Source organism: Mameliella sp. LZ-28 (genome assembly GCF_012274245.1).
In the GTDB taxonomy this organism is placed as follows: domain Bacteria; phylum Pseudomonadota; class Alphaproteobacteria; order Rhodobacterales; family Rhodobacteraceae; genus Antarctobacter; species Antarctobacter albus.
The window spans coordinates 16,271-37,549 of sequence record NZ_JAANYX010000012.1 but is presented as its reverse complement, the minus strand read 5'-3'; the positions used below and the strand labels follow the sequence as shown (position 1 = coordinate 37,549).

The window sequence follows — 21,279 nt, the reverse complement described above, 5'->3', positions numbered from 1 at the left end:
GCGCGAAAGTGACTCGGGACTGCAATTTGCCTCTTTGCGCCCGAGTCACATGTTATAGGGTAGAGGCATGGCGCAACGTCTAGATATATCCACGCGCGCAAACAGGCGCGCCAAGCGTCCGGCAGGGGCCGGGCGGCTGCGTTCGGTGCTGCGTGGCACCGTTTTTTCCGTGCTGACGGGTATTTGCCTGACGCTTCCGCGCCCGGCGGAAAGCTATGACAGCCTCACGTTCAACGTCGCCGGACCCGACAAGGAGGCGCTGATCCAGAGCCTGCGCTCGGTCTCGATTCTCTCGCAGCTGGAAGGCGAGGAAAACCGCGCGCCTCAGGACGTGCTGGCCGCCGCCCAGGGCGACTATGCCCGGCTGGTCGAGGCGCTCTATGCACAGGGCTACTACTCCGCCGTTGTGCGCATCCAGATCGACGGTCGCGAGGCCGCGACCATCCCGCCATTCTCGGTGCCTGAACGCATCGGCAAGGTGCGGGTCAAGGTGGATCCGGGTCCGACTTTTACCTTCGGAAAGGCCATTGTCGCCCCGATCAACAAGCGCGCGCCCCTGCCAGAGGGCTTTGCGCGCGGGCAGCCGGCCCGCGCGACCGTGGTGCGCGACACGGCCCAGGCCGCGGTCGATGGCTGGCGCTCGGCGGGTTACGCCAAGGCCGGGATCGCCGATCAATCCATCACAGCGCGCCACGCGGACGCGCGGCTGGATGTGTCGCTGGCGGTTTCGAAGGGCCGGCAGTTCCGCTTTGGCGACGTGATCGTCACCTCGGAAAGCGCTGTGCGCGAGAACCGCATCCGCCAGATCGCGGGCATTCCGCGCGGCCAGACCTTCGATCCGGTCGAGGTCGACGATGCGGCGCAGCGCCTGCGCGCCACCGGCACTTTCCGGTCCGTGACGGTATCGGAGGCGGATCAGGGCGGTCCCGACGATACGCTCGACATCATGATCGACGTCACCGACCGCAAGCCGCGCCGTTTCGGCTTCGGGGCCGAGCTGTCCTCGTCCGAGGGCGTCGGGCTGTCGGGGTTCTGGCTGCACCGCAACCTCTTTGGCGGTGCTGAACGGCTGCGGGTCGAGGGCGAGGCCACCCAACTGGGCGGGTCGGGCATGCGGCCCGACTATGCGCTGAACGCCCGGTTCGAAAAACCGGCCGTCTATGGCGCCGACACCATGTTCTACGCCACCACGGGTTTCAGCTACGACGACGAGCCGGATTATATCGACCGCTCGTTCACGCTGGGCCTGGGGGTCTCGCGCGAGTTTTCCAAGCAGGTCAGCGGCGAGCTGGGGATCTCCTACAGCCGCTCGCGCATCACCGACCTTTACCTGCCGGGCGATCCGACCCGGATGCTGACCCTGTTGTCGCTGCCCACGGCCATCACCATCGACCGGCGGGACGATCCGCTGGATGCGACCGAGGGCCTGTTCCTGCGGGCCGAGCTGGAACCGTTTTCCATCGTCAGCCACGGCGAGGCCGGCGCGCGCTACGCGCTGGACCTGCGCGGCTACCGGGCCTTTGGCGTCGACGAGTCCCTGGTGCTGGCCGGGCGGCTGCAACTGGCCGGGCTTGTCGGACCGGATGCGCAGACCGCGCCGCCGGACTTCCTGCTCTACTCGGGCGGCGGCGGAACCGTGCGGGGCCAGCCCTACCGGTCCCTGGACGTGGATTATTCGGGGACGCGCCTGGGCGGGCGCAGTTTCTTGGGCCTCTCGACAGAGGTCCGCTACGACGTGACCGGCACCATCGGCGTCGTGGGCTTTGCCGACGCGGGCTATGTCGGGACTGAGAGTTTCGTGGATGGGTCGGGCGACTGGCACGCCGGCGCAGGGCTTGGCCTGCGCTACGACACGCCGGTCGGGCCGATCCGCTTTGACGTGGCCGGGCCGGTGGGCGGCGACACGGGCGACGGCGTACAGATCTATATCGGGATCGGGCAGGCGTTCTGATGCGACTTTTGAGGGTTTTCCTGGTGCTGGTGCTCTGGCCGCTGGCGGCTTTGGCACAGACTGACGACCGCGGCTATATCCAGGGGCTGCTTGAGGACGCGTTGTCGGACGCGGGCCGCGACGTGCGGATCGAGGGCTTTGCCGGGGCGCTGAGTTCGCGCGCGACGATCGACCGGATCACCATTGCCGATGAGGATGGCGTCTGGCTGACCGCCACCGACGTGGCGATGACCTGGACGCGCACCGCGCTGGTGCGCGGCGCGGTCGAAATCGACGAGATCACCGTGGGCCGGATTGATATGCCGCGCCTTCCGGTGCCCTTGGCCAGCGACGCGCCGCCCGCCCCGGAGGCCCGCAGCGCCTTTCAACTGCCCGAACTGCCGGTGTCCCTGAACCTCGCACAGCTAGATCTGCGCGAAGTGGCGCTTGGCGCGCCCGTCGCCACCGAGAACCTGGTGCTGCGCGTCACCGGCAATGCCCGGTTGTCGGGCGGGGACGGCAACGCGGAACTGCAGGTTCAGCGCCTGGACAAGGGCGGCAACCTGCACCTCTCGGGGGCCTATTCGAACACCAGCCGCGTGCTGACGCTGGACACCAGTTTCGAGGAACCGGCTGGCGGGCTCGCGGCGCGCGCGCTGGGCCTTGAAGGCGAGCCTGCCGTTGCGCTCAGCCTGACCGGCGATGCGCCCATCGACGATTTCGAAGCGCGCCTGCGGCTTTCGACCGATGGTGTCGAACGGCTGGCGGGGCAGGTGATCCTGCGGGCCGATGGCGATACCGAGACACAACGCGTCTCGCTGGACATCGGCGGGGACCTGGCGCCGTTGCTGGCGCCCGCCTACCGCGAGTTCCTGGGCGATGACATCGCGCTCAAGGCCGAGGCGACGCGCAGCGCGGACGGCGCCATCGCCCTGCAGGACCTGCGGCTGAGCGCCGAGGCGCTGCTGTTGACCGGCTCCGCTTCCATCAATGGCGATGGCTGGCCGGAACGGTTGTCGCTCGAAGGGCAGATCACGCCGCCTGAAGGCGACGAGGTGCTGCTGCCGCTGCCGGGGCAGGAGGTCTATGTCACCGGCGTCACGCTGAAAGGCTCCTTTGACGCTTCGCAGGGCAATGGCTGGGCGCTGCGCCTGCAATCCGACCGGATCACCACCGCAGCGGGGCAGGCGGATCGCCTGTTGCTGAGCGGCGTGGGAGAGATCGACCGCGATGCGCCCCGTGTGACCGGCGACCTGATGCTGGCCGCGGGCGGCTTGGCCCTGGCCGATCCGGCCCTGGCCGAGGCCGTGGGCACGGCATTGCGCGGTGCGCTCTCCATCGACTGGGAGCCCGGTGCGCCGTTCTATCTTCGCGGGCTGGACCTGTCGGGGGCCGATTACGGCCTGACCGGTGTCCTGACCTTTACCGATGCCGAGACACTGAACCCGCGTGTCACCCCCGATCTGCGGTTGTCGGCCGAGGACCTGTCGCGCTTTGCCGCGCTGGCGGGCGTGGCGCTGGAAGGCGCTGCCAACCTGACCATCCGGGGCGAGGTCGCCCCGGTCACCGGCGGTTTCGACCTTGTTCTCGACGGCACCACGCGCGGCCTGGCGACGGGCATCGCGCAGGTCGATCCGCTGATCGCGGGCGTCGGCAGCCTGCAGGTCGAAGCGGTGCGCGACGAGGCCGGTCTGAGGGCCGAGAAACTCCTGCTGGTCACGCCCGAGGCGCGGATCGAGGGTGGCGGGACGCTGGCCACAGGGGCCAGCAGCCTGCGGGCCGAGGCGCGCATTCGTGAAACCGCGCTTGTCCTGCCCGAATTGAACGGCCCCACCACGCTGGTGCTGCGCGCCGACCAGGCCGGCGACGTCTGGACGCTGGGGGCCGAAGGCGACCTGGCCCGGGCCGGACGGCTGAACTATGCCGGGACGGTGGATCTTGGCCCCGATGTGCCGCTTGCCGACGGGCGGCTCGAAGCGACGCTGACCCGCCTGTCGGCCTTTTCCGGGCTGGCGGGCCGTCGCCTGGGCGGCAGCGCCGAACTGACCGTGACCGGCAGGGGCGGCCTGGACGGGGCCGATTTCGATGTCAGCGCCGAAGGACGCGTGACCGACATCCGCCTGGGCCTGCCGGAGATCGACCCGCTGCTGGTCGGTCGCACCGCGTTGAGCGTCAAGGCCACGCGCAGCGGAAACGGGGCGATCCGCTTCGACCCGTTGCGTCTGGACGGGGTTGTGAATGCACGGTTCACCGGCACGGTGGACCCGGCCGGGACCTATGGCCCGGAAGTGGACGGGCAGCTGACGGCCAGCGCGGCCTCGCTGTCACCCCTGTCGCGGCTGACAGGCCAGAACCTGCGCGGCGCGGCCCAGGTCGAGGCCGAGGCATCGGGCGGCGTGCTGGACGGTCCGCTGAACCTGACGGCGGTTGTGCGGGGGCAGGGGCTTGGCATCGGCAATCCGACGGTCGACCCGCTGCTGGCGGGCAATTCCCGGCTGGACTTGCAGGTTGAGCGGCTGGACAGCGGCGCTTATCGGATCGGCCAGGCGATGCTGGATGCAAGCGGCATCGACGGAAGGGTCACCGGCAGCTATGGCCCTGGCGAAGTGGCGGATCTGAACCTGGTTCTGGCCCTGGCCAACCTGGGCCAGATCGTGCCGGATCTGCCCGGCGCGGCACAGGTCACGGGCAGTGCCCGACGCAGCGGCGGACCCTGGCAACTGTCCCTGGACGGAACCGGACCGGCGGGCATCGGCGCGCGTCTGCGTGGCTCTGCCGCTGCCGACTTCAGTCGACTTGACGTGGCGCTGACAGGCTCGGCGCCGCTGGCCTTGGCCAACGGTCGGCTGGCGCCGCAGGTGGTCAGCGGCATCGCGCGCTTCGACCTGGGCCTGTCCGGCCCGCCGGCGCTGTCCTCCGTCTCGGGAACGATCTCGACCGATGGCGCGCGCTTCGCGGCGCCGGCGCAGAACATCGTGCTGAGCGGACTGGGGGGGCAGATCCGCCTGTCCGGCGGCCGTGCCGAGGTGTCTATGACCGGTGCCCTCGACAGTGGCGGGCGGGTGTCGCTGGAAGGCCCGGTCACCCTCGCGGCACCGTTCAACGCGGGGCTGGTCCTGCGCCTGCAAAGCGCGGTCGTGCGCCAACCGGACCTGTTCGAGACCACGGCGAACGGACGCATCCGGATCGAAGGCCCGCTGACGGGCGGTGCACGGATCTCGGGCACCATCGACCTGGGCGAGGTCGAGGCTCGGATCCCGAACATCGGCGCCAGCTATGCGGCGCTGGACGGATTGGAACACAGGGGCATGCCGGGCGACGTGGCCGTGACCCTGCGCTACGCGGGCATGGACCGCAGCGCGCAGGCTGCCGGTGCGCCGCTGCCGGCCTTCCCGCTGGACGTGACCGTCCGGGCGGAGAACCGGATCTTTGTGCGGGGCAGGGGGCTGGACGCGGAATTGGGTGGTAGCCTGCGCCTGAACGGCACCACCTCCGACATCGTTCCGGCCGGGCAATTCGACCTGATCCGGGGCCGGCTGGACCTGTTGGGCCGCCGCCTGGACCTGACCGAGGGCTCGGTCTTCCTGCGCGGCAGCTTTGACCCGGTGGTCCGCTTCGTCGCGACCACACGCGTCGAGGACACGGATATCACCATCACCATCGAGGGGCCTGCCTCGTCTCCCGAGTTGCGCGTGGGGTCCATGCCCGAGTTGCCTCAGGACGAGGCCATGTCCTTTTTCCTCTTTGGCCGATCGGTAACAGAGCTGTCTGCCTTGCAGGCGGTTCAGCTGGCCTCGGCGATCCGGACACTGTCCGGCCGTGGCGGTCTGGGGCTCACGGAATCCCTGCGCAGCGGCCTGGGGGTGGCGGACCTTGACGTGGGAACCAGCGATGACGGTACGGCCCGCGCGCGCGTCGGCGCCTACTTGGGCGAGAACATCTACAGCGATGTCAGTGTCGACGCCAAGGGCAAGACCGAGATCAACCTGAACCTGAACGTCAATTCCAACGTGACGGTGCGCGGTCGCCTGGGATCCGACGGGTCGAGCGGGCTGGGCGTGTTTTTCGAACGCGACTACTGAAGGGGGCGCCGGGACGGGACTGTTTGCGGCTTTGCCGCAAAGACGCCCGCCCGCCGACCCTGTGAACAGGCGGCGCCTGTTGCCGGCTTCGGGAGTCACCAGGGAACAAGCATCGCCTGATCCCCAGTCCCTCCCTCGCTTTTCGAGGGCCTGAGCCAGTGCGCGGGGCGACGCAAGGGCAAGCCGCGCTTTGCGCGGGCCTGCGGCCCCTTGCGTCGCCCCGCGCCCCGGCTCTGATCGGTCTCAAGCGACGGAGGGCTCCGGGGAACAGGCTGGGTGACGGTTCTTCTCTGGTCCTGCAATGGGGCGAAATGCAAACGGCCCCGATCCTTGGGGACCGGGGCCGTCTTGATCGAACCTATGGAGTTTTCAGCGTACCACCAGGACCGACTGTTTTGCGTGGCGGACCACCCGCGCGGCATTCGGGCCGACCAGGTAGTCGCGCAATTCGGGGCGATGTGCCCCGACGACGATCGCCTCGGCACCGATGTCTTCGGCGGTGCGGATGATCTTGTCGTAGACCGTGCCCTGGTCGACGTGCACATGGGCCTCGATCCCCAGCACCTCGTCGATCCACTTGTGCATGTTGGTGCGGGTTTCCTCCATCATCGTACCGGCGAAATCGCCGCCGAAGGCGGAGCCGACGAGGGCGAAGCCCATCGCCGGAACCACGCTGACCACATGCACCTCTGCCCCGCACATGCGGGCCAGCTTGCCGCCGTATTCGGCGATGCGCGCGGCGCCGCTGGTGTCGTTCAGGTCGACCGCGAGAAGGATCTTGCTGTACATCTCGTCTCTCCTCTATGAGCCGCTCAGAACGGGGCCTGGGTGGCGCGGCGGCGCTGCACCAGGACGATGCCCGCCAGGAGCAGCAGTGCCGGGATGAAGAAGATCTCCTTGGGCATGCGCTCGTTCTCGATCTCGACCCGGACGATCTGGACGGGATCGTCGGCGTAATAGTCGAACTCCTGCCCGCTGACCGGCTGGATCAGGTCCGGCCCGCCAAAGGGTTCGTCCAGCAGCAGTTTGCCGTCCTCCTCGTTGACCACGAGGCCCTGTGCGTCCAGCGTCTCGGCCCCGGCAGAGGGCAGGACGATGGTCACGGGCCTGACTTCGAAAGTGTCGAAATCCGGGCCTTCGACGGTGATCCGCACGTCCTTGCCCTCTGGCACGTCGGCCATGAGCGCCAGCGCGGCCGGTCCCTCGGCGCTGTTGTACTTCTCGCTCACCTGGTCGAGGAAGTAGCCGGGGCGGAACAGCATGAAGGCGATCAGCAGCAGGACCGCCGTCTCCCACAGCTTCGACTTGGCGATGAAATAGCCCTGCGTCGCAGCGGCAAACAGCAACATCGCCGTCAGTGATATGAAGAAGACGAAGATGGCCTTGAACAGTCCCACGTCGATCAGCAACAGGTCGGTGTTGAAGATGAAGAGGAAGGGCAGCAGCGCCGTCCGGATGTCGTAGGCAAAGCCCTGGACACCTGTCTTGATCGGGTCCCCGCGCGAGATCGCCGCCGCCGCGTAGGCCGCGAGGCCCACAGGTGGCGTGTCATCCGCGAGAATGCCGAAGTAGAAGACGAACATGTGCACCGCGATCAGCGGCACGATCAGCCCCGCCTGCGCGCCGACGCTGACGATGACCGGCGCCATGAGCGAACTGACGACGATGTAGTTGGCCGTCGTCGGCAGGCCCATCCCAAGGATCAGCGAGAGGATGGCCACGAGGATCAGCAGGACCATCAGGTTGCCGCCCGAGATCACCTCGATCACCTGGCCGATGACCTGGTGGGCGCCGGTCAGGCTGATGGTTCCGACGATGATGCCGGCGGCGCCGGTGGCGACGCCGATGCCGATCATGTTGCGCGCGCCCAGGATCAGGCCCTGCACGAAGTCGGTCCAGCCGGCCAGGGCCTCGGCCACGTGGCCCTCACCGCGGAAGAACGCCTTGAGCGGGCGGTGGGTCAGGGCGATGATGATCATGAAGATCGTTGCCCAGAAGGCCGACAGCGCGGGCGAGAGCCGGTCGAGGTTCTCGGTCCGGACCATCAGGTTCCACACCAGGATGAAGATCGGCACCGAGAAGTACAGACCGCCGATCAGGGTGGGTGTCAGGCGGGGCGCCGTGGGTTCGCCCTCGGTGTCCTCCTCGATGTCGGGATAGCGCGCAGACAGCCAGACCAGCGCGACGTAGAGCACGCCGACCAGGGCCACCGCCGCGTAGATGGAATCGCCCATGATCGGGTCGAGGATGCCGCGCAGGCCGATCATCAGGAAGGCGCAGATCCCGAGGAAGATGAAGCCGGACAGGAAGAGGATCAGGATCATCAGGACGCCGATCTTGCGGCCCGGCTTCTCCAGCCCCCTGAGGCCCATCTTGAGCGACTCAAGGTGCACGATATAGAGCAGCGCGATGTAGGAGATCACCGCCGGCAGGAAGGCGTGCTTGACCACGTCGATGTAGGGAATGTTGACGTATTCCACCATCAGGAAGGCGGCGGCGCCCATGACGGGCGGGGTCAGTTGGCCGTTGGTGGAGCTGGCCACCTCGACCGCGCCGGCCTTTTCCGCCGGAAAGCCGATGCGCTTCATCAGCGGGATGGTGAAGGTGCCCGTCGTCACCGTGTTGGCGATCGACGAGCCGGAAATCATGCCAGTCAGCATCGAGGACAGGACCGAGGCCTTGGCCGGGCCGCCGCGCAGCGCGCCCAGCAGCGCGATGGCCACCCGGATGAACCAGTTGCCGCCGCCCGCGCGGTCAAGCAGGGCGCCGAACAGCACGAAGAGGAAGATCATCGTTGTCGAGACGCCAAGCGCCACGCCAAAGACCCCCTCGGTCTGCATCCAGTAGTGGCCCAGGGCCTTGGACAGCGACGCGCCGCCGTAATTGGTGATGTTTCGCGCCCATTCCGAATAGCCGCCGAAGAAGGCGAAGAGCACGAAACAGGAGGCGATGATGACCAGTGGCAGGCCCAGGGATCGGTAGACCGATATCATCAGGACCACCATGCCGATGGCCGACATCACGATGTCGGAGGTGTTCCAAAGCCCGGGCCGGTCGGCGATCTGAAAGCGGAAGGCCACGAGATAGAGACAGGCCGAGACGCCCAGGATCAACAGCGCCCAGTCATAGGCAGGGATGCGGTCGCGCGGGGCGGATTTCGTCAGCGGAAAGGCCATCGTCGCCAGGGCGATGGCAAAGGCGAGGTGCACGAAACGCGCCTGCGCCACGACATTCGCGAAAAAGCTGATGCCGGTGGTCGTGGCCAGCATGCTGGGCACCCGCGATGCGATGTAGAGCTGGAACAGCGACCAGACGATGCAGGTGCCGATGATCAGCTGTGCCTGCCATCTGGCCTGCGGGTTGCGCGCGCCGGTATCCGCTTCGGCGACCATGTCGTCGGCGCTGCGGTCCTGAGCCTGTGGATCGGCCATGATGTCCCCCTGTGTTTTTTCTTTGTCGCGGGCGGTTCGGGATGCCCTGCAAATGCCTTCGAAGACATTGGATCGTGCGCGCCCGGGTGCGGGCGCGTCCGTGGATCGGATCGTGGCGCCGCGTCGCGGCTGCCGGAAAACGCTTTGGGCGTCTCTCAAATCTCTTCGAAGAAATTTGTCCTGCCAAGGAAAAACGGCGGCAGGTCTGCCCTGCCGCCGTCCGTGGCCCGAGGATTACTCGATCAGGCCCAGTTCCTTGTAGGCTTTCTCGGCGCCCGGGTGCAGCGGTGCGCTGAGGCCGTCCTTGACCATCTGTGCCGGGTCGAGGTTGGCGAAGGCCGGGTGCAGCTGGCGGAAGTCGTCGATGTTTTCCATCACCGCCTTGGCCACGACGTAGACCACGTCCTCGGAAATGTCCGCGGAGGTGACGAAGGTCGCGCCCACGCCAAAGGTGGTCACGTCCGAATCGGTGCCGTCGTACATGCCGGCCGGGATCGTGGCCACACGGTAGTAGGGGTTGTCGCCGACCAGTTTGTCGATCGGTTCACCCACGACGTCGATCACCTGCACGTCGCAGGTGGTGGCCGCTTCCTTGATGGCGGCGGCCGGGTGGCCGATGGTGTAGATCATCGCGTCGATGTTGCCGTCGCAAAGCTGCTTGGCCATTTCCGAGCCCTTGTACTCGGTCGCAAGGGCGAAATCGTCCATCGTCATGCCAAAGGCTTCCATGACCACTTCCATCGTGGCGCGCTGGCCCGAACCGGGGTTGCCGACGTTCACGCGCTTGCCCGCGAGGCCCTCGAACCCGGTGATGCCGCTGTCGCCGCGCACCAGCAGGGTGAAGGGCTCGGGGTGGACCGAAAACACCGCGCGGATTTCGGGGAAGGGGTTGTCGGAGAAGGTCGAGGTGCCGTTGTAGGCATGGTACTGCCAGTCGGACTGCGCGACGCCGAACTCCAGCTCGCCGGCCTTGATGGTGTTGATGTTGTAGACGGAGCCGCCGGTGGATTCGACCGCACAGCGAATGCCGTGCTCCTTGCGGGACTTGTTGACGAGGCGGCAGATCGCGCCGCCGGTGGGATAGTAGACCCCGGTCACACCGCCGGTGCCGATCGAGATGAACTCCTGCGCCGAAGCCATCGGTGCCGCGCACGCCACACCCAGGGCCACGACGGCACCGAGTTTCACATTATCGAACATAACTTCTCTCCTGTTGTCGTTATGGTGAGGTCTCATCCGCCCAGAAATCTCCCAGGCGTCGGTTTCTTTCCTCTACCAGGCGAATCTTTTCGCCTATGTCATCTTCGGACTGCGCGACGAGCATCGCAACCAGAGTTTCCATGAGCGCAAGTGTCGCCACGTAAGAGGAAAAGAACTGCGGGCTGTCCGACGGCACGCAAAAGCCGAGGTCGGCATGCATCAATGCCGGGCTTGCGTGGGTGTCGGTCAGAACGATCGTGGTTGCGCCGCTTTCGCGTGCCATCTGCGTGGCAAGGACGGCGCGTCGGGCATAGGGGGTCTTGGTGATGACCAGGAAGACATCGCCCGGTTGCAACAGTCCGATCGCCGCCGAAAGCGCGCTGCCCGCGCGCGACAGGACGGTCCAGTCGGACTGGAAATAGTTGGCCAGGTAGGCGAGGTGCTCGGCGATCCCGTGTGAGGCGAAAGCGCCGAAAACGGTGACGCGGCGCGCCCGGGCCAGGGCGTCCACCGCCTCTTGCAGGCGTTCGCGGTCGATCCCCTGGGCCAGGCTGGCGATGTTCGACATGCAGGCCCCCGCCTGCCGGTCCAGCATCGAGGCGTCTTCTTCGCCGGGGGTCTGCAACTGCGTCGCTTTCTCGGCAAAGGACACCACCTGGTCGCCGATGGCCTGACGGGACAGTTCGCGCAGCTCTTCGTAGCTGGTGAAATCCAGCGCCCGCGCCAGCCGCGAAAAGGTGGCCGGGGACACCGCGCTGGCCGCCGAGACCGACCGCAGCGACCGGGTGGCCACCTCGACGGGATGGGCGATGACGTAGTCCGCCGCCTCTCTCAACTTGTGGCTCAAACCGCCGTAGCGGTGCGCGATGCGCGCTTCGAGACGCTTGGCGGGCATCCGCTCTCCTGGATCGTTGCGACTGTTTCAGGATGTTTCATATGTTTTACATCTTGTCAACTTGAGAAACATATGTTTCAACACTTTCTATTCGCAGCCTAGCCGAAAAGTGCCTTTGTCATGGGCCATGACCTAGCGTCACCCGTAGCTTCCGTGAAAATCATGGCCGCGCCAAACGGCGCCCGGCGTACGAAATCCGATCACCGGGCCTTGCCGATGACCGCAGCTGAACTGGCCGCGGAGGCGCGCGCCTGCCAGCAAGCCGGGGTCTGGGCGCTGCATATGCATGTGCGCGATACGCTTGGCCGACATTCTCTGGACCCCGTGCTGTACCGCGAGGCCGTCGCCGAGGTGCGAGGCGCCGCACCGGGCCTGTTCGTGCAGATCACGACAGAGGCGGTGGGCCGCTATTCGGTCGCGGCACAGTTCGACTGCCTGCGCGAGGTCGTCCCCGAAGGCGCCAGCGTCTCGACCCGGGAAATGGCCCGCGATGTCGAGACCGCCGGCAGGCTCTACGCCTTTGCCGCCGAGGCGGGGATTGCGCTGCAGCACATCCTCTATGACCTGGCGGATCTGCAGACCCTGCGCAGCTTTCGCGCCGGCGGGGTGATTCCGTCCGGGGAGTGTTCGGTGCTGCTGGTCTTCGGCACCTATGAACCCCCGGTTCCGGCCCGCGTCGATGCCGTCCCCGAGGCTGTCGAGGCGCTGGAACGCGGGTTCCCCGACTGGGCCGCCTGCGCCTTTGGCCCGACAGAAGAGCCGGTGCTTGTCGAGGTCGCGAAACGCGGCGGCAATGTCCGCATCGGGTTCGAGAACAACATCCATCGTCCGGATGGCACGCTGGCCGTCAGCACCGCTGACAATATCCGTCATTTCCGATCCGCGCTGGCGCGCGCCAGCGGGTCGGAGGAATTGGCACAAACAAGGTAGAAAACGCCCATGTCCCATGTCTTCCATCGCAGCAGCGTCAAGGCGCCGCCCGCGGTTTCCCGCGGCGAGGGGGCTTATCTTTACGACCAGTCCGGCAAGGCCTACCTAGACGGGTCCGGCGGCGCCGCCGTGTCCTGCCTGGGCCACGGCGACGCCCATGTGACAGAGGCGATCCGCGCACAGCTGGACCAGGTGGCCTTTGCACATACCGGCTTCTTCACCTCCCCCCCGGCCGAGGCGCTGGCCGACCGGCTGGTGGCGCTTGCGCCGGGTGATCTGAACCGCGTCTATTTCGTCTCCGGCGGGTCCGAGGCGATGGAAGCGGCGCTGAAACTGGCGCGGCAGTATCACCTTGAGCGCGGCGAGGCGGGCCGCAGCCGGATCATCGCCCGCCGGCAAAGCTATCATGGCAACACGCTGGGGGCCCTGGCCACTGGCGGCAACGCCTGGCGGCGCGAACCCTTTGCGCCGCTCCTGATGGAGGTCAGCCATGTCGCGCCCTGCTATGCCTATCGCGGGCAGCAGGAGGGCGAGAGCGAGGCCGCCTATTGCGACCGCCTGATCGCCGAGATCGAGGATGAGATCGCACGCGTCGGCCCGGAAAGTGTCATGGCCTTTGTGGCCGAACCTGTTGTCGGCGCCACGCTGGGTGCGGTGCCCTCGGTGCCCGGGTATTTCAAGCGGATCCGCGAGATCTGCGACCGGCACGGCATCCTGATGATCCTTGACGAGGTCATGTGCGGCATGGGCCGGACCGGCACGCTGTTTGCCTGCGAGCAGGACGGGGTGGCGCCGGACATTCTCTGCGTGGCCAAGGGGCTGGGCGCGGGATACCAGCCCATCGGGGCGATGCTTTGCACCGAGATCATGCACGAGGTGATCGCGCAGGGCAGCGGCTTTTTCCAGCACGGTCACACCTATGTGGGTCACCCGGTTGCCTGTGCGGCGGCGGGCGCGGTGCTAGACCGTGTGGTCGGCGACGACCTGCTGGGCCGGGTGCATCCGATGGGCGCCGTTCTGCGCGGAATGCTCGAGGACCGGTTTGGCCAGCACCCCCATGTCGGCGACATCCGGGGCAGGGGCCTGTTCCTGGGGCTGGAACTGGTCCAGGACCGCACAACCAAGGCACCCATCGACCCCGCGCGCAAGATCCATGCCCAGGTCAAGGCGGCGGCCTTTGCCGAGGGGCTGATCTGCTACCCGAACGGCGGCACCATCGACGGTAAGCAGGGCGCACATGTTCTGCTGGCCCCGCCTTTCATCCTGACAGAGGATCAGGCGGCGGAACTGGTCGACAAGCTGGCCCGCGCCTTCGTGGCCGTGGGTCTGTAATGGCTCACCGCGCCGGGCTGGCGGATCGGCAGGCGGGCGGCAGATCCGACATCCAGTCCAGGACCGGGCGCATCACGGCGTCCGGGTCTTCTTCATGGGCAAGGTGGCCAAGACCGGGAATTGCCTGGAACTGGCCCAGCGGCAGGCGGTCGGCGGCGCGTCGGGAAATCTCGGGCGCCACGGCCCGGTCGCCCTCTGCGGCCAGCATCAGGCAGGGCGTTTCGATCCGGGGCAGCCAGTCCAGCACCGGGTCGACGTTCCAGCGGGCCATCATTTGCAGGGTTCCGTCCACATGCGCCCGGTCGGCGGTCAGCCGGGTGTAATAGCCGATGCCCTCGTCGCTCAAACGGCTGCCGGTGCTGGCGATCAGGCGGCGGGTGCGCGCCGGGCTGGCGCCGGCGGCGGTAAAGGCCAGGGCCGCCAGAGGCGTCGCCGCCATCAGCTTGGCCAGGATCGGAAACAGCCAGCCCGCCGCGCCATCGAACCGGCCCAGGGCGGCGTTCAGGCAGACAACGGCGGGCGCGGGCCGCAGCCTGCGCGCCAGGTTCAGCGCGATCGCGCCTCCGGCGGAATGCCCGATGACCACGGCGGGGTGCCATCCCTGCGCGGCACACAGCGCGGCGATGTCCTCTGTCATGTGGGCCAGGCTGCAACGGGCGCGGCTGCCCAGCCGGGTGAACCCCTGGCCGGGCAGGTCCAGTGCGACCACGCGGAATTGCCGGGCCAGAATGGGGATCACGTCGCGCCAGCTATGGGTCGATGCGCCGGCGCCGTGCAACAGAAGAACCGTGTCGCCGGTCCCGGTTTCCTGCACATGCCAGAGGTGCGGGCGCTGGGCGATGCGCCGGGACAGGCCGCTGTGCGGCCAGTCCGGCAGATCGCTGTCCCAGTCCACGGCGGTTATCCTGACAGGGCGGCGTCGGCTGCGGCGCTGATGCGCCGCGCATCGGCGCGCGGCAGGGCAAGGTAACGGGCATCCAGCCAGCCTGCCAGTTCGGCGCCTTCGGCCCCGGGCCGGTTGGCGGTGTCGATCACGACGGCGGGCAGGCCCAGGCCCCGCCACAGGCGGGCCATGTCACGGGCATCGGCGGCGGCTGCGGCGCGGCCCGGGCTGCCGTCCAGCGCGATGTTCCCGCGCCCGTCAGTCAGCAGCGCCAGGCAGGGGCTTTGCCCGTTGCGCAGCCCTTGCAGGGCCAGGTCATGCGCGGCGCGCAGACCTGCCGCCAGCGGTGTGCCGCCACCGCCGGGCAAGGCTGCGATGCGGCGCTTGGCCTGCACCAGCGACCGGGTCGGCGGCAGAGGCACCTCGGCACGGGTGTCGCGGAAGGTGACCAGCGCCACGAGATCGCGCTTGGCGTAGGCCTGTGCCAGCATCAGTTCGACGGCGCCCTTCGCCTCGGCCATCCGGGCCAGCGCGGCAGACCCCGAGCTGTCGACCGCCAGGATCACCAGCCGGTCGGAATGCTCCTCGGTCCGGCGCAGGCGCAGGTCGCCGGGGTGGATGATCAGATGTCTCGTGCCGGGCGTCGCCGCCCGCCGCAGCGGTTGCCAGGGCGCGGCTGCGCGCAGCGTAGCCACCACGTCGATCCGTGCGCGCCCGTCCGGGCGACCGGGCCGAGAGGGCAGGGGGCGCCCGCGCCGGTTGCCCTTGCGCTTGCCCCCGGCGCCAAAGCCCTGTCCACCCCCGCGCGCGGAGCCGCCCCGATCCAGCCGGGTCAGCAAGTCAGGCGGCAGGATGGCGGCAATGGCCTCGACCAGCAATTCGTCGGGGATGTCCTGCATCGCCGCGCCGTCGGCCTGCGCCTCGCTCTCCTGCTGCCGTGGCGGGTCCGGGCTGTCGTTCTCGGCCGCTGCCTGGGGGATTTGCGTGGCGCGGCTCGGCAAGACCAGCTCCGCCGCTTCGCGCAGGTGCTCTGATGTCACGCGGTCCCGGAGGTCGAGCGCCGCGAGCGCGCGCGCGCAGCGCAGGGCCAGCAGCGGCGCGCGCAACCCGTGGATGCCAAAGCGCGCGGCCAGGTGGACAAGCTGCGCAAGGTGTTCATCCGGAACCTCGACTCGTGGCAGATGTGCCCGTGCGGCGTCCATGTCCGCCGGGGCAGGCAGGCGCAGCAGGGCGTGTGTGGCCCGGATTTGGGACAAGTCCAGGTGAAAGGCCAGCCGGTCGGTCAGCACCCGCGGCGCGGTCTCGTCCGGGTCGGCGCCCTCGTCCAGCAGGACTAGGCAATGCCCGCTGTTCCCGTCCAGCACCCCGGCAAGACGCGCAGCCAGACCGGGCGGCACGCGTTCCGCCATCGGCATGACCAGCGCCGCGGCGCGTTCGGCAAGGCCCGGCTGGCGCACCAGTCCGCCGCCGGCCAGCGATGCCGCGACATCCAGCCCGCCAAAGAGCTGGATATCGTCCAGCCCGGGATGGACCCGGCGCAGCGGCAGCGGCAACACCCCCAGCCCATCCTCCAGCCGCTGACGTACCGGGCCGGGCCGTGCGCGGATCACCATGCCGCCCAGCCCCGCCGGGTCGACGGCCAGTGCCGCAAGCGCCCGCTGTGCCCGGATCCAGTCGGGGGGCGCGGTGGTCATGGCAGGGTCTCGGCGACGACGCGGGCGACCCGCGCGGCCGATCCCGCCTCGTCCAGGGGATCGCGGCGCAACCGGTGGCTCAGCGCCAATGGTGCCACGCTGCGCAGGTGATCGCGGGTGATTGCCGTGTCTTCAAAGGCCGCCTGCGCCCGGGCCGCCCGCAACAGGGTCAGTTCGCCGCGCAGCCCGTCGGCGCCAAGTGCCATGCTCAGCCTTGCGCAATCGGTCAGCACCTCTTCGGTCGGCTCCGTTTCGGCCAGGGCCGTTCGCGCCTCCAGGATGGACGTGCGCAGCGCCGCGTCCTCGGCCTGCCAGCGGGCCATGAACCCGTCGTGATCGGTTTCAAAGGCATGGCGGCGGCGGATGACCTCGACCCGTTCCTCGATGTTGTCGGGAGAACGGACCTCGACCGAGAGTCCGAAGCGGTCCAGCAATTGCGGGCGCAACTCGCCTTCCTCGGGGTTGCCGGAGCCGACAAGGACAAAGCGCGCGGCATGGCGGATCGACAGGCCCTCGCGTTCGACCGCGTTGAGGCCGGATTGTGCCACGTCCAGCAGCAGGTCGACGATGTGGTCCTCCAGCAGGTTGACCTCGTCGATATAGAGATAGCCTCGATTGGCCCGTGCCAGCAGACCGGGTTCAAAGGCCTTCTCGCCACGGGTCAGGGCGCGCTCGATGTCCAGCGCGCCGGTCACGCGATCCTCGGTCACGCCCAGCGGCAGGTCCACGACCGGGGTCGGGCGTTCCGCCAGTGTCTCGTCGACCGGGCCGGCCCAGTCGGGCACTTCCTCCAGCCGGGCGGAATTGACCGGGCAGCCCGCGACCACGGTGATCGGTGGCAAGAGCGCGGCCAGCGCGCGCACGGCGGTGGACTTGCCGGTGCCGCGATCGCCAAAGACCAGCACGCCGCCCAGCCCGGGGTCGACGGCGGTCAGGATCATCGCCTGCTTCATCTGGTCCTGTCCGACGATGGCCGAAAAGGGAAAGCTCTGGGTCATGGCATCGGTCCGGCTGGTGTCAGGGAAGGGCCGCCCGGCCAGTGGCCGCTGGCGCCGAGGATGCGGAACCGGGCGTACAGTTCCTCGCGGAACCAGTCGCCCTCGCGCACGGCGCGTATGGCGCGGGCATGGGGGCCGTCGGCGCGGGCAAAGCGGGCCATGCTGGCGCTGTCGGGCCAGATAGAAAAGGTCACCTGGTGCAGCAATGGAACCTCTCCGATGCCGATCTTGAAGGTGACGGCGGGGTCGGCGCCGATGGCGGCGCTGATGTCGGGGACCCTGCGCCAGAACCGCCAGAGGTTTGACACCCGCAGCGTGGCCCGGGTCAGCGCCGCGATGGGGCCGGGTCCGGCCGTGGCGTTCCCCACCTCGAACGGGCTTTGACGTGACCAGGCCCCGCGGGCCGAAACCGGGGACAGGAACAACGTCCAGCTGTCCTCAGCCCGCCTGTGATACCGGCGATAAACCGGGGCGTCGCGTGTCTGGCGCCGGGCGCTTTGCAGGTCCGGCCAGGTGGCAAGGATCGCGTAGACGCCGGTATCCGGCAATGGCGTGAAGCCTTCGCCCGAGCCCGAGCCGCAGAGCTTCCAGAAGCCGATGCCTTCGGTCCGGCGCAGGGCCGGGCGGGCAAGACCCATCATCGCAAAGGCCCAGAGCCGGCTGACCCCGCGCGGAAAGCGAAAAAGACTCAGGCTGACGACCTGGATGGCCTTTCCTCCTCTTGGTTGGCCTTCCTTGGCGGGTGTCAGGGTATCCTGACATGGAAATTCCTCTTGGAAAAGAGGTGCAATGCGAGATTGTCAATTTAACATTACACATGTAGGCTTGGGTAATGTTTACAGGCGCAGACTCCTTTCACAGGCACAGGCCGGTCGATCCCAAGGCGCCGCAGGCGCTGGTCGTGGGGGCCGGGCTGGGCGGGCTTGCCGCCGCGATGCGGCTGGGCGCACGGGGCTATCGCGTCACGGTGCTGGACCGGCTGGACACGCCCGGCGGGCGCGGATCGGCCATCCACCAGGGTGGGCACCGGTTCGACCTCGGCCCGACGATCGTCACCGTGCCACAGGTGTTTCGCGATCTATGGGCAGCCTGCGGGCGGCGGTTCGACGATGACGTGGACCTGCGCCCGCTCGATCCCTTCTACGAAATCCGCTGGCCGGACGGGTCGCGGTTTCGCGTCGGCCCGGACGCCGGGGCGATGCGGCAGGAGGTGGCGCGCCTGTCGTCCGGCGACCTGGCGGGATACACCCGGTTCCTGCGCGACAGCGAAGAGCGCTACCGGATCGGGTTCGAGAACCTGGGCCGCCGCCCGATGCATCGGCTGGCCGACCTGATCCGGGTGCTGCCGACCTTTGCGCGTCTGCGGGCGGATCGCTCGGTCTATGGCCACGCGGCGCGCTGCGTACGCGACGAGAGGCTGCGCATGGCGCTGTCCTTTCACCCGCTCTTCATCGGCGGCGACCCCTGTCATGTCACCTCGATCTACGCGCTTGTGAACCATCTCGAATCCGCCTTCGGTGTGCATTACGCGATGGGGGGCGTGGCCCGGATCGCAGAGGCGATGGCCAATGTCGTGACCGGGCAGGGCGGGGTGATCCGCCAGCGGGCCGAGGTCGATGAGATCCGGGTCGAGCGCGGGCGCGCCCGGGGCGTCAGGTTGACCGGGGGCGAGGAGGTGCCAGCGGATATCGTGGTCTCCAACGCAGATGCCGGGCACACCTATGACCATCTTCTGTGCGGCCATGTCCGCCGCCGCTGGACCACGCCGCGCCTGCGCCGAACACGCTGGTCGATGAGCCTGTTTGTCTGGTACTTCGGCACCCGTGGCACACGCGGCAAATGGCGGGACGTGGGCCATCACACGATCCTCAACGGTCCGCGCTATCGCGGCCTGCTGCGCGACATCTTCATCAAGGGCCACCTCGCCGAGGACATGAGCCTTTACGTCCACCGCCCCAGCGTCACCGATCCCGGTGTCGCGCCGGACGGGGGCGACACCTTTTATGCGCTCAGCCCCGTGCCGCACCTTGGCCACAAGACACCCGTCGACTGGTCGGACATGGCTGGCCGCTACCGGGACCGCGTTCTCAAGGTGCTGGAACGGGAATTGCTGCCGGGGCTGTCCGGGCACCTGGCGGAGTCGCTGGTCTTTACGCCTGAAACCTTCCGGGACCGGTATCTCAGCCCGCATGGCGCGGCCTTCTCGATAGAGCCGCGCATCCTGCAAAGCGCCTGGTTCCGCCCGCACAACATCAGCGAAGAGGTGCAGGGCCTGTACCTGGTGGGCGCGGGCACGCATCCCGGTGCCGGTCTGCCGGGGGTTGTCGGCAGTGCCGAGATCCTGGACCAGCTGGTGCCCGATGCTCAGGCGGCACCGAGCCTGCCGGTGGCGGCGGAATGATCGCGCCGGAGGACATGGCCCATTGCGTCGAGGCGATCCGGCACGGGTCGCGGTCGTTCCACGCGGCATCGCGGCTGTTGCCGACCAGGGTGCGGGAACCGGCGCTGGCGCTTTATGCCTTCTGCCGGTTGGCGGATGACGCGGTGGACCTGCAGCAGGAAAAGGCGGATGCGGTCCTGCGCTTGCACGACAGGCTGGACCGGGCCTATGCGGGCCGGCCTCTGGACGCCCCCGCCGACCGCGCCTTTGCCGCCGTGATCGAGGATTTCGACATGCCGCGTGCCTTGCCCGATGCCCTGCTCGAGGGACTGGCCTGGGACGCGATGGGCCGCCGCTATGCCACCCTGTCGGACCTGCGTGCCTATTCGGCGCGCGTCGCCTCGGCGGTGGGGGCGATGATGTGCGTGCTGATGCGGGTGCGCGACCGCGATGCGCTGGCCCGGGCCTGCGACCTGGGGGTCGCCATGCAGTTGACCAACATCGCCCGCGACGTGGGCGAGGATGCGCGCGAGGGGCGGCTTTATTTGCCGACCGACTGGCTGCAGGGGGCGGGCGTCGATCCCGCCGGCCTGTTGCGCGACCCGAGGCCGACGCCAGAGCTGGCCTCTGTCCTGCGGCGCCTGCTGCGCGAGGCCGGGCAGCTGTACCACCGGTCAGAGGCCGGGATCGCCGCGCTGCCGCTCTCGGCGCGCCCGGGGATTTTTGCGGCGCGGTTCATCTATGCCGGGATCGGCGGCGCGGTGGCGCGCAACGGATTTGACTCCATCACCCGGCGCGCCCGGACCTCGGGGGGGCAAAAGCTGGGCTGGCTGATACTGTCGGGCCTGCGCGCGGGCCTGACGGTGGCGTTGCCACGTTCCGCGGTGATCCATGCGCGCACCTTGCCGGAAACCGATTTCCTGGTGCGCGCCGCCGCCAAGGATGCCGCGCCGGACTGGAGCGAGAGCCTGCACCAGGCGCTTGTCGCGCTGAAATTGCAGGAGCAAAACCGCCGCGCACCGTTGATGCCGCCCATGCCCGCCGCTAGGTAGATGGGCATGTTCTGGATCCTCTTCCTGATCTTCCTCCTGGCCTGTTTCGCGGCGGGCGCCACCGGTGGAATGTTTCCGCCGGGTGACTGGTATCGGTCGCTGGACAAGCCGCGCTGGACGCCGCCGGACTGGGTCTTTCCGGTGGCCTGGACCACGCTCTACCTGCTGATGGCCTTTGCGGGCGCGCGGGTGGCTCTGGCACCGGACAATGGCCTTGCGCTGGCCTTCTGGGCCCTTCAAATCGCGCTCAACACGCTGTGGACGCCGGTCTTTTTCGGGCTGCGTCGGATGCGGGCCGGGCTGGTGGTGCTCAGCGCGCTCTGGCTTGCGGTGGCGGCCTGCCTGGTTACGCTCTGGCAGGTGGATGCCTGGGCGGGCCTGGCCTTTGTGCCCTATCTCTGCTGGGTCTCGGTGGCCTGGGCGCTGAACCTGTCGGTTCTGCGTCGCAACCCGGATGTGGCGCCCGCCTGAC

15 protein-coding genes are annotated in these 21,279 nt (G+C 68.3%); 7 read left to right on the top strand and 8 right to left on the bottom strand.

From position 1 onward, the window contains the following. Nucleotides 1–67 precede the first annotated feature (67 nt). Entirely contained in the window at nt 68–1,951 is a 1,884-nt protein-coding gene (locus G9Q80_RS10785; protein ID WP_088716827.1) for an autotransporter assembly complex protein TamA, read from the top strand. Continuing rightward, the gene (locus G9Q80_RS10780) at nt 1,951–6,012 is read left to right on the top strand and encodes a translocation/assembly module TamB domain-containing protein (RefSeq protein ID WP_088716828.1); all 4,062 of its coding nucleotides are present in this window, start codon (nt 1,951–1,953) and stop codon (nt 6,010–6,012) included. Before G9Q80_RS10785 ends, G9Q80_RS10780 begins: the two co-directional genes overlap by 1 nt. A gap of 369 nt (nt 6,013–6,381) precedes the next feature. Here G9Q80_RS10780 and G9Q80_RS10775 read toward each other — a convergent pair whose 3' ends face one another. The 4 genes from G9Q80_RS10775 to G9Q80_RS10760 all read right to left on the bottom strand — a co-directional run bounded on the left by G9Q80_RS10775 (nt 6,382) and on the right by G9Q80_RS10760 (nt 11,538). Further along, a complete protein-coding gene (locus G9Q80_RS10775; RefSeq protein ID WP_043145741.1) occupies nt 6,382–6,801 on the bottom strand; it encodes a universal stress protein in 420 nt (139 codons plus the stop codon). A 23-nt stretch (nt 6,802–6,824) separates the two neighbouring features. Then, nucleotides 6,825–9,443: a TRAP transporter permease gene (locus G9Q80_RS10770; protein ID WP_088716829.1), complete on the bottom strand. Its 2,619-nt coding sequence runs from the start codon at nt 9,441–9,443 to the stop codon at nt 6,825–6,827. A gap of 234 nt (nt 9,444–9,677) precedes the next feature. Beyond that, nucleotides 9,678–10,643, bottom strand: coding sequence for a TAXI family TRAP transporter solute-binding subunit (locus tag G9Q80_RS10765; protein ID WP_069210057.1), 966 nt, complete (start codon nt 10,641–10,643; stop codon nt 9,678–9,680). Between the two features lie 19 nt (nt 10,644–10,662). After that, nucleotides 10,663–11,538: a MurR/RpiR family transcriptional regulator gene (locus G9Q80_RS10760; protein WP_088716830.1), complete on the bottom strand. Its 876-nt coding sequence runs from the start codon at nt 11,536–11,538 to the stop codon at nt 10,663–10,665. Nucleotides 11,539–11,700: 162 nt separating this feature from the next. Between G9Q80_RS10760 and G9Q80_RS10755 the strand changes: the two genes are divergently transcribed. Then, nucleotides 11,701–12,468, top strand: coding sequence for a beta-keto acid cleavage family enzyme (locus tag G9Q80_RS10755; protein ID WP_157903887.1), 768 nt, complete (start codon nt 11,701–11,703; stop codon nt 12,466–12,468). A 9-nt stretch (nt 12,469–12,477) separates the two neighbouring features. Further along, entirely contained in the window at nt 12,478–13,800 is a 1,323-nt protein-coding gene (locus G9Q80_RS10750) for an aspartate aminotransferase family protein (RefSeq protein ID WP_088716832.1), read from the top strand. A gap of 4 nt (nt 13,801–13,804) precedes the next feature. Here the strand turns inward: G9Q80_RS10750 and bchO are convergent, their stop codons facing one another. From bchO to crtA, 4 genes are read right to left on the bottom strand one after another with little or no spacing between them, the layout of a single operon-like run. Next, nucleotides 13,805–14,695 (bottom strand): alpha/beta fold hydrolase BchO, encoded by an 891-nt coding sequence (bchO, locus tag G9Q80_RS10745; protein ID WP_088716833.1) that lies wholly within the window; start codon nt 14,693–14,695, stop codon nt 13,805–13,807. 5 nt (nt 14,696–14,700) lie between these two features. Beyond that, nucleotides 14,701–16,377 carry a magnesium chelatase subunit D gene (locus tag G9Q80_RS10740; protein WP_088716834.1) on the bottom strand — a complete coding sequence of 559 codons (1,677 nt, stop codon included), beginning with the start codon at nt 16,375–16,377 and terminating at the stop codon, nt 14,701–14,703. Continuing rightward, nucleotides 16,374–17,375 carry a magnesium chelatase ATPase subunit I gene (bchI, locus tag G9Q80_RS10735; protein ID WP_088716835.1) on the bottom strand — a complete coding sequence of 334 codons (1,002 nt, stop codon included), beginning with the start codon at nt 17,373–17,375 and terminating at the stop codon, nt 16,374–16,376. Before bchI ends, G9Q80_RS10740 begins: the two co-directional genes overlap by 4 nt. Continuing rightward, a complete protein-coding gene (gene crtA, locus G9Q80_RS10730; RefSeq protein ID WP_168246462.1) occupies nt 17,372–18,082 on the bottom strand; it encodes a spheroidene monooxygenase in 711 nt (236 codons plus the stop codon). Before crtA ends, bchI begins: the two co-directional genes overlap by 4 nt. Before the next feature lie 125 nt (nt 18,083–18,207). Here crtA and G9Q80_RS10725 point away from each other — a divergent pair, with 125 nt between their 5' ends. Genes G9Q80_RS10725 through tspO form a run of 3 tightly spaced genes read left to right on the top strand, consistent with a single transcriptional unit; the run spans nt 18,208 to nt 21,278 of the window. After that, nucleotides 18,208–19,776 (top strand): phytoene desaturase, encoded by a 1,569-nt coding sequence (locus G9Q80_RS10725; RefSeq protein ID WP_088716837.1) that lies wholly within the window; start codon nt 18,208–18,210, stop codon nt 19,774–19,776. Next, nucleotides 19,773–20,807 (top strand): 15-cis-phytoene synthase, encoded by a 1,035-nt coding sequence (gene crtB / locus G9Q80_RS10720; protein ID WP_088716838.1) that lies wholly within the window; start codon nt 19,773–19,775, stop codon nt 20,805–20,807. Before G9Q80_RS10725 ends, crtB begins: the two co-directional genes overlap by 4 nt. A gap of 6 nt (nt 20,808–20,813) precedes the next feature. Next, nucleotides 20,814–21,278, top strand: a complete 465-nt coding sequence (tspO, locus tag G9Q80_RS10715; RefSeq protein ID WP_088716847.1) for a tryptophan-rich sensory protein TspO — start codon at nt 20,814–20,816, stop codon at nt 21,276–21,278. Nucleotide 21,279 lies beyond the last annotated feature (1 nt).

Coding starts and splice junctions, on each gene's coding strand:
- G9Q80_RS10740 (WP_088716834.1), bottom strand. CDS start 16,377: ATGACCACCGCGCCCCCCGACTGGATCCGGGCACAGCGGGCGCTTGCG.
- G9Q80_RS10775 (WP_043145741.1), bottom strand. CDS start 6,801: ATGTACAGCAAGATCCTTCTCGCGGTCGACCTGAACGACACCAGCGGC.
- bchI (WP_088716835.1), bottom strand. CDS start 17,375: ATGACCCAGAGCTTTCCCTTTTCGGCCATCGTCGGACAGGACCAGATG.
- G9Q80_RS10725 (WP_088716837.1), top strand. CDS start 18,208: ATGTTTACAGGCGCAGACTCCTTTCACAGGCACAGGCCGGTCGATCCC.
- G9Q80_RS10765 (WP_069210057.1), bottom strand. CDS start 10,643: ATGTTCGATAATGTGAAACTCGGTGCCGTCGTGGCCCTGGGTGTGGCG.
- tspO (WP_088716847.1), top strand. CDS start 20,814: ATGTTCTGGATCCTCTTCCTGATCTTCCTCCTGGCCTGTTTCGCGGCG.
- G9Q80_RS10770 (WP_088716829.1), bottom strand. CDS start 9,443: ATGGCCGATCCACAGGCTCAGGACCGCAGCGCCGACGACATGGTCGCC.
- G9Q80_RS10780 (WP_088716828.1), top strand. CDS start 1,951: ATGCGACTTTTGAGGGTTTTCCTGGTGCTGGTGCTCTGGCCGCTGGCG.
- G9Q80_RS10785 (WP_088716827.1), top strand. CDS start 68: ATGGCGCAACGTCTAGATATATCCACGCGCGCAAACAGGCGCGCCAAG.
- G9Q80_RS10750 (WP_088716832.1), top strand. CDS start 12,478: ATGTCCCATGTCTTCCATCGCAGCAGCGTCAAGGCGCCGCCCGCGGTT.
- G9Q80_RS10755 (WP_157903887.1), top strand. CDS start 11,701: ATGGCCGCGCCAAACGGCGCCCGGCGTACGAAATCCGATCACCGGGCC.
- G9Q80_RS10760 (WP_088716830.1), bottom strand. CDS start 11,538: ATGCCCGCCAAGCGTCTCGAAGCGCGCATCGCGCACCGCTACGGCGGT.
- crtB (WP_088716838.1), top strand. CDS start 19,773: ATGATCGCGCCGGAGGACATGGCCCATTGCGTCGAGGCGATCCGGCAC.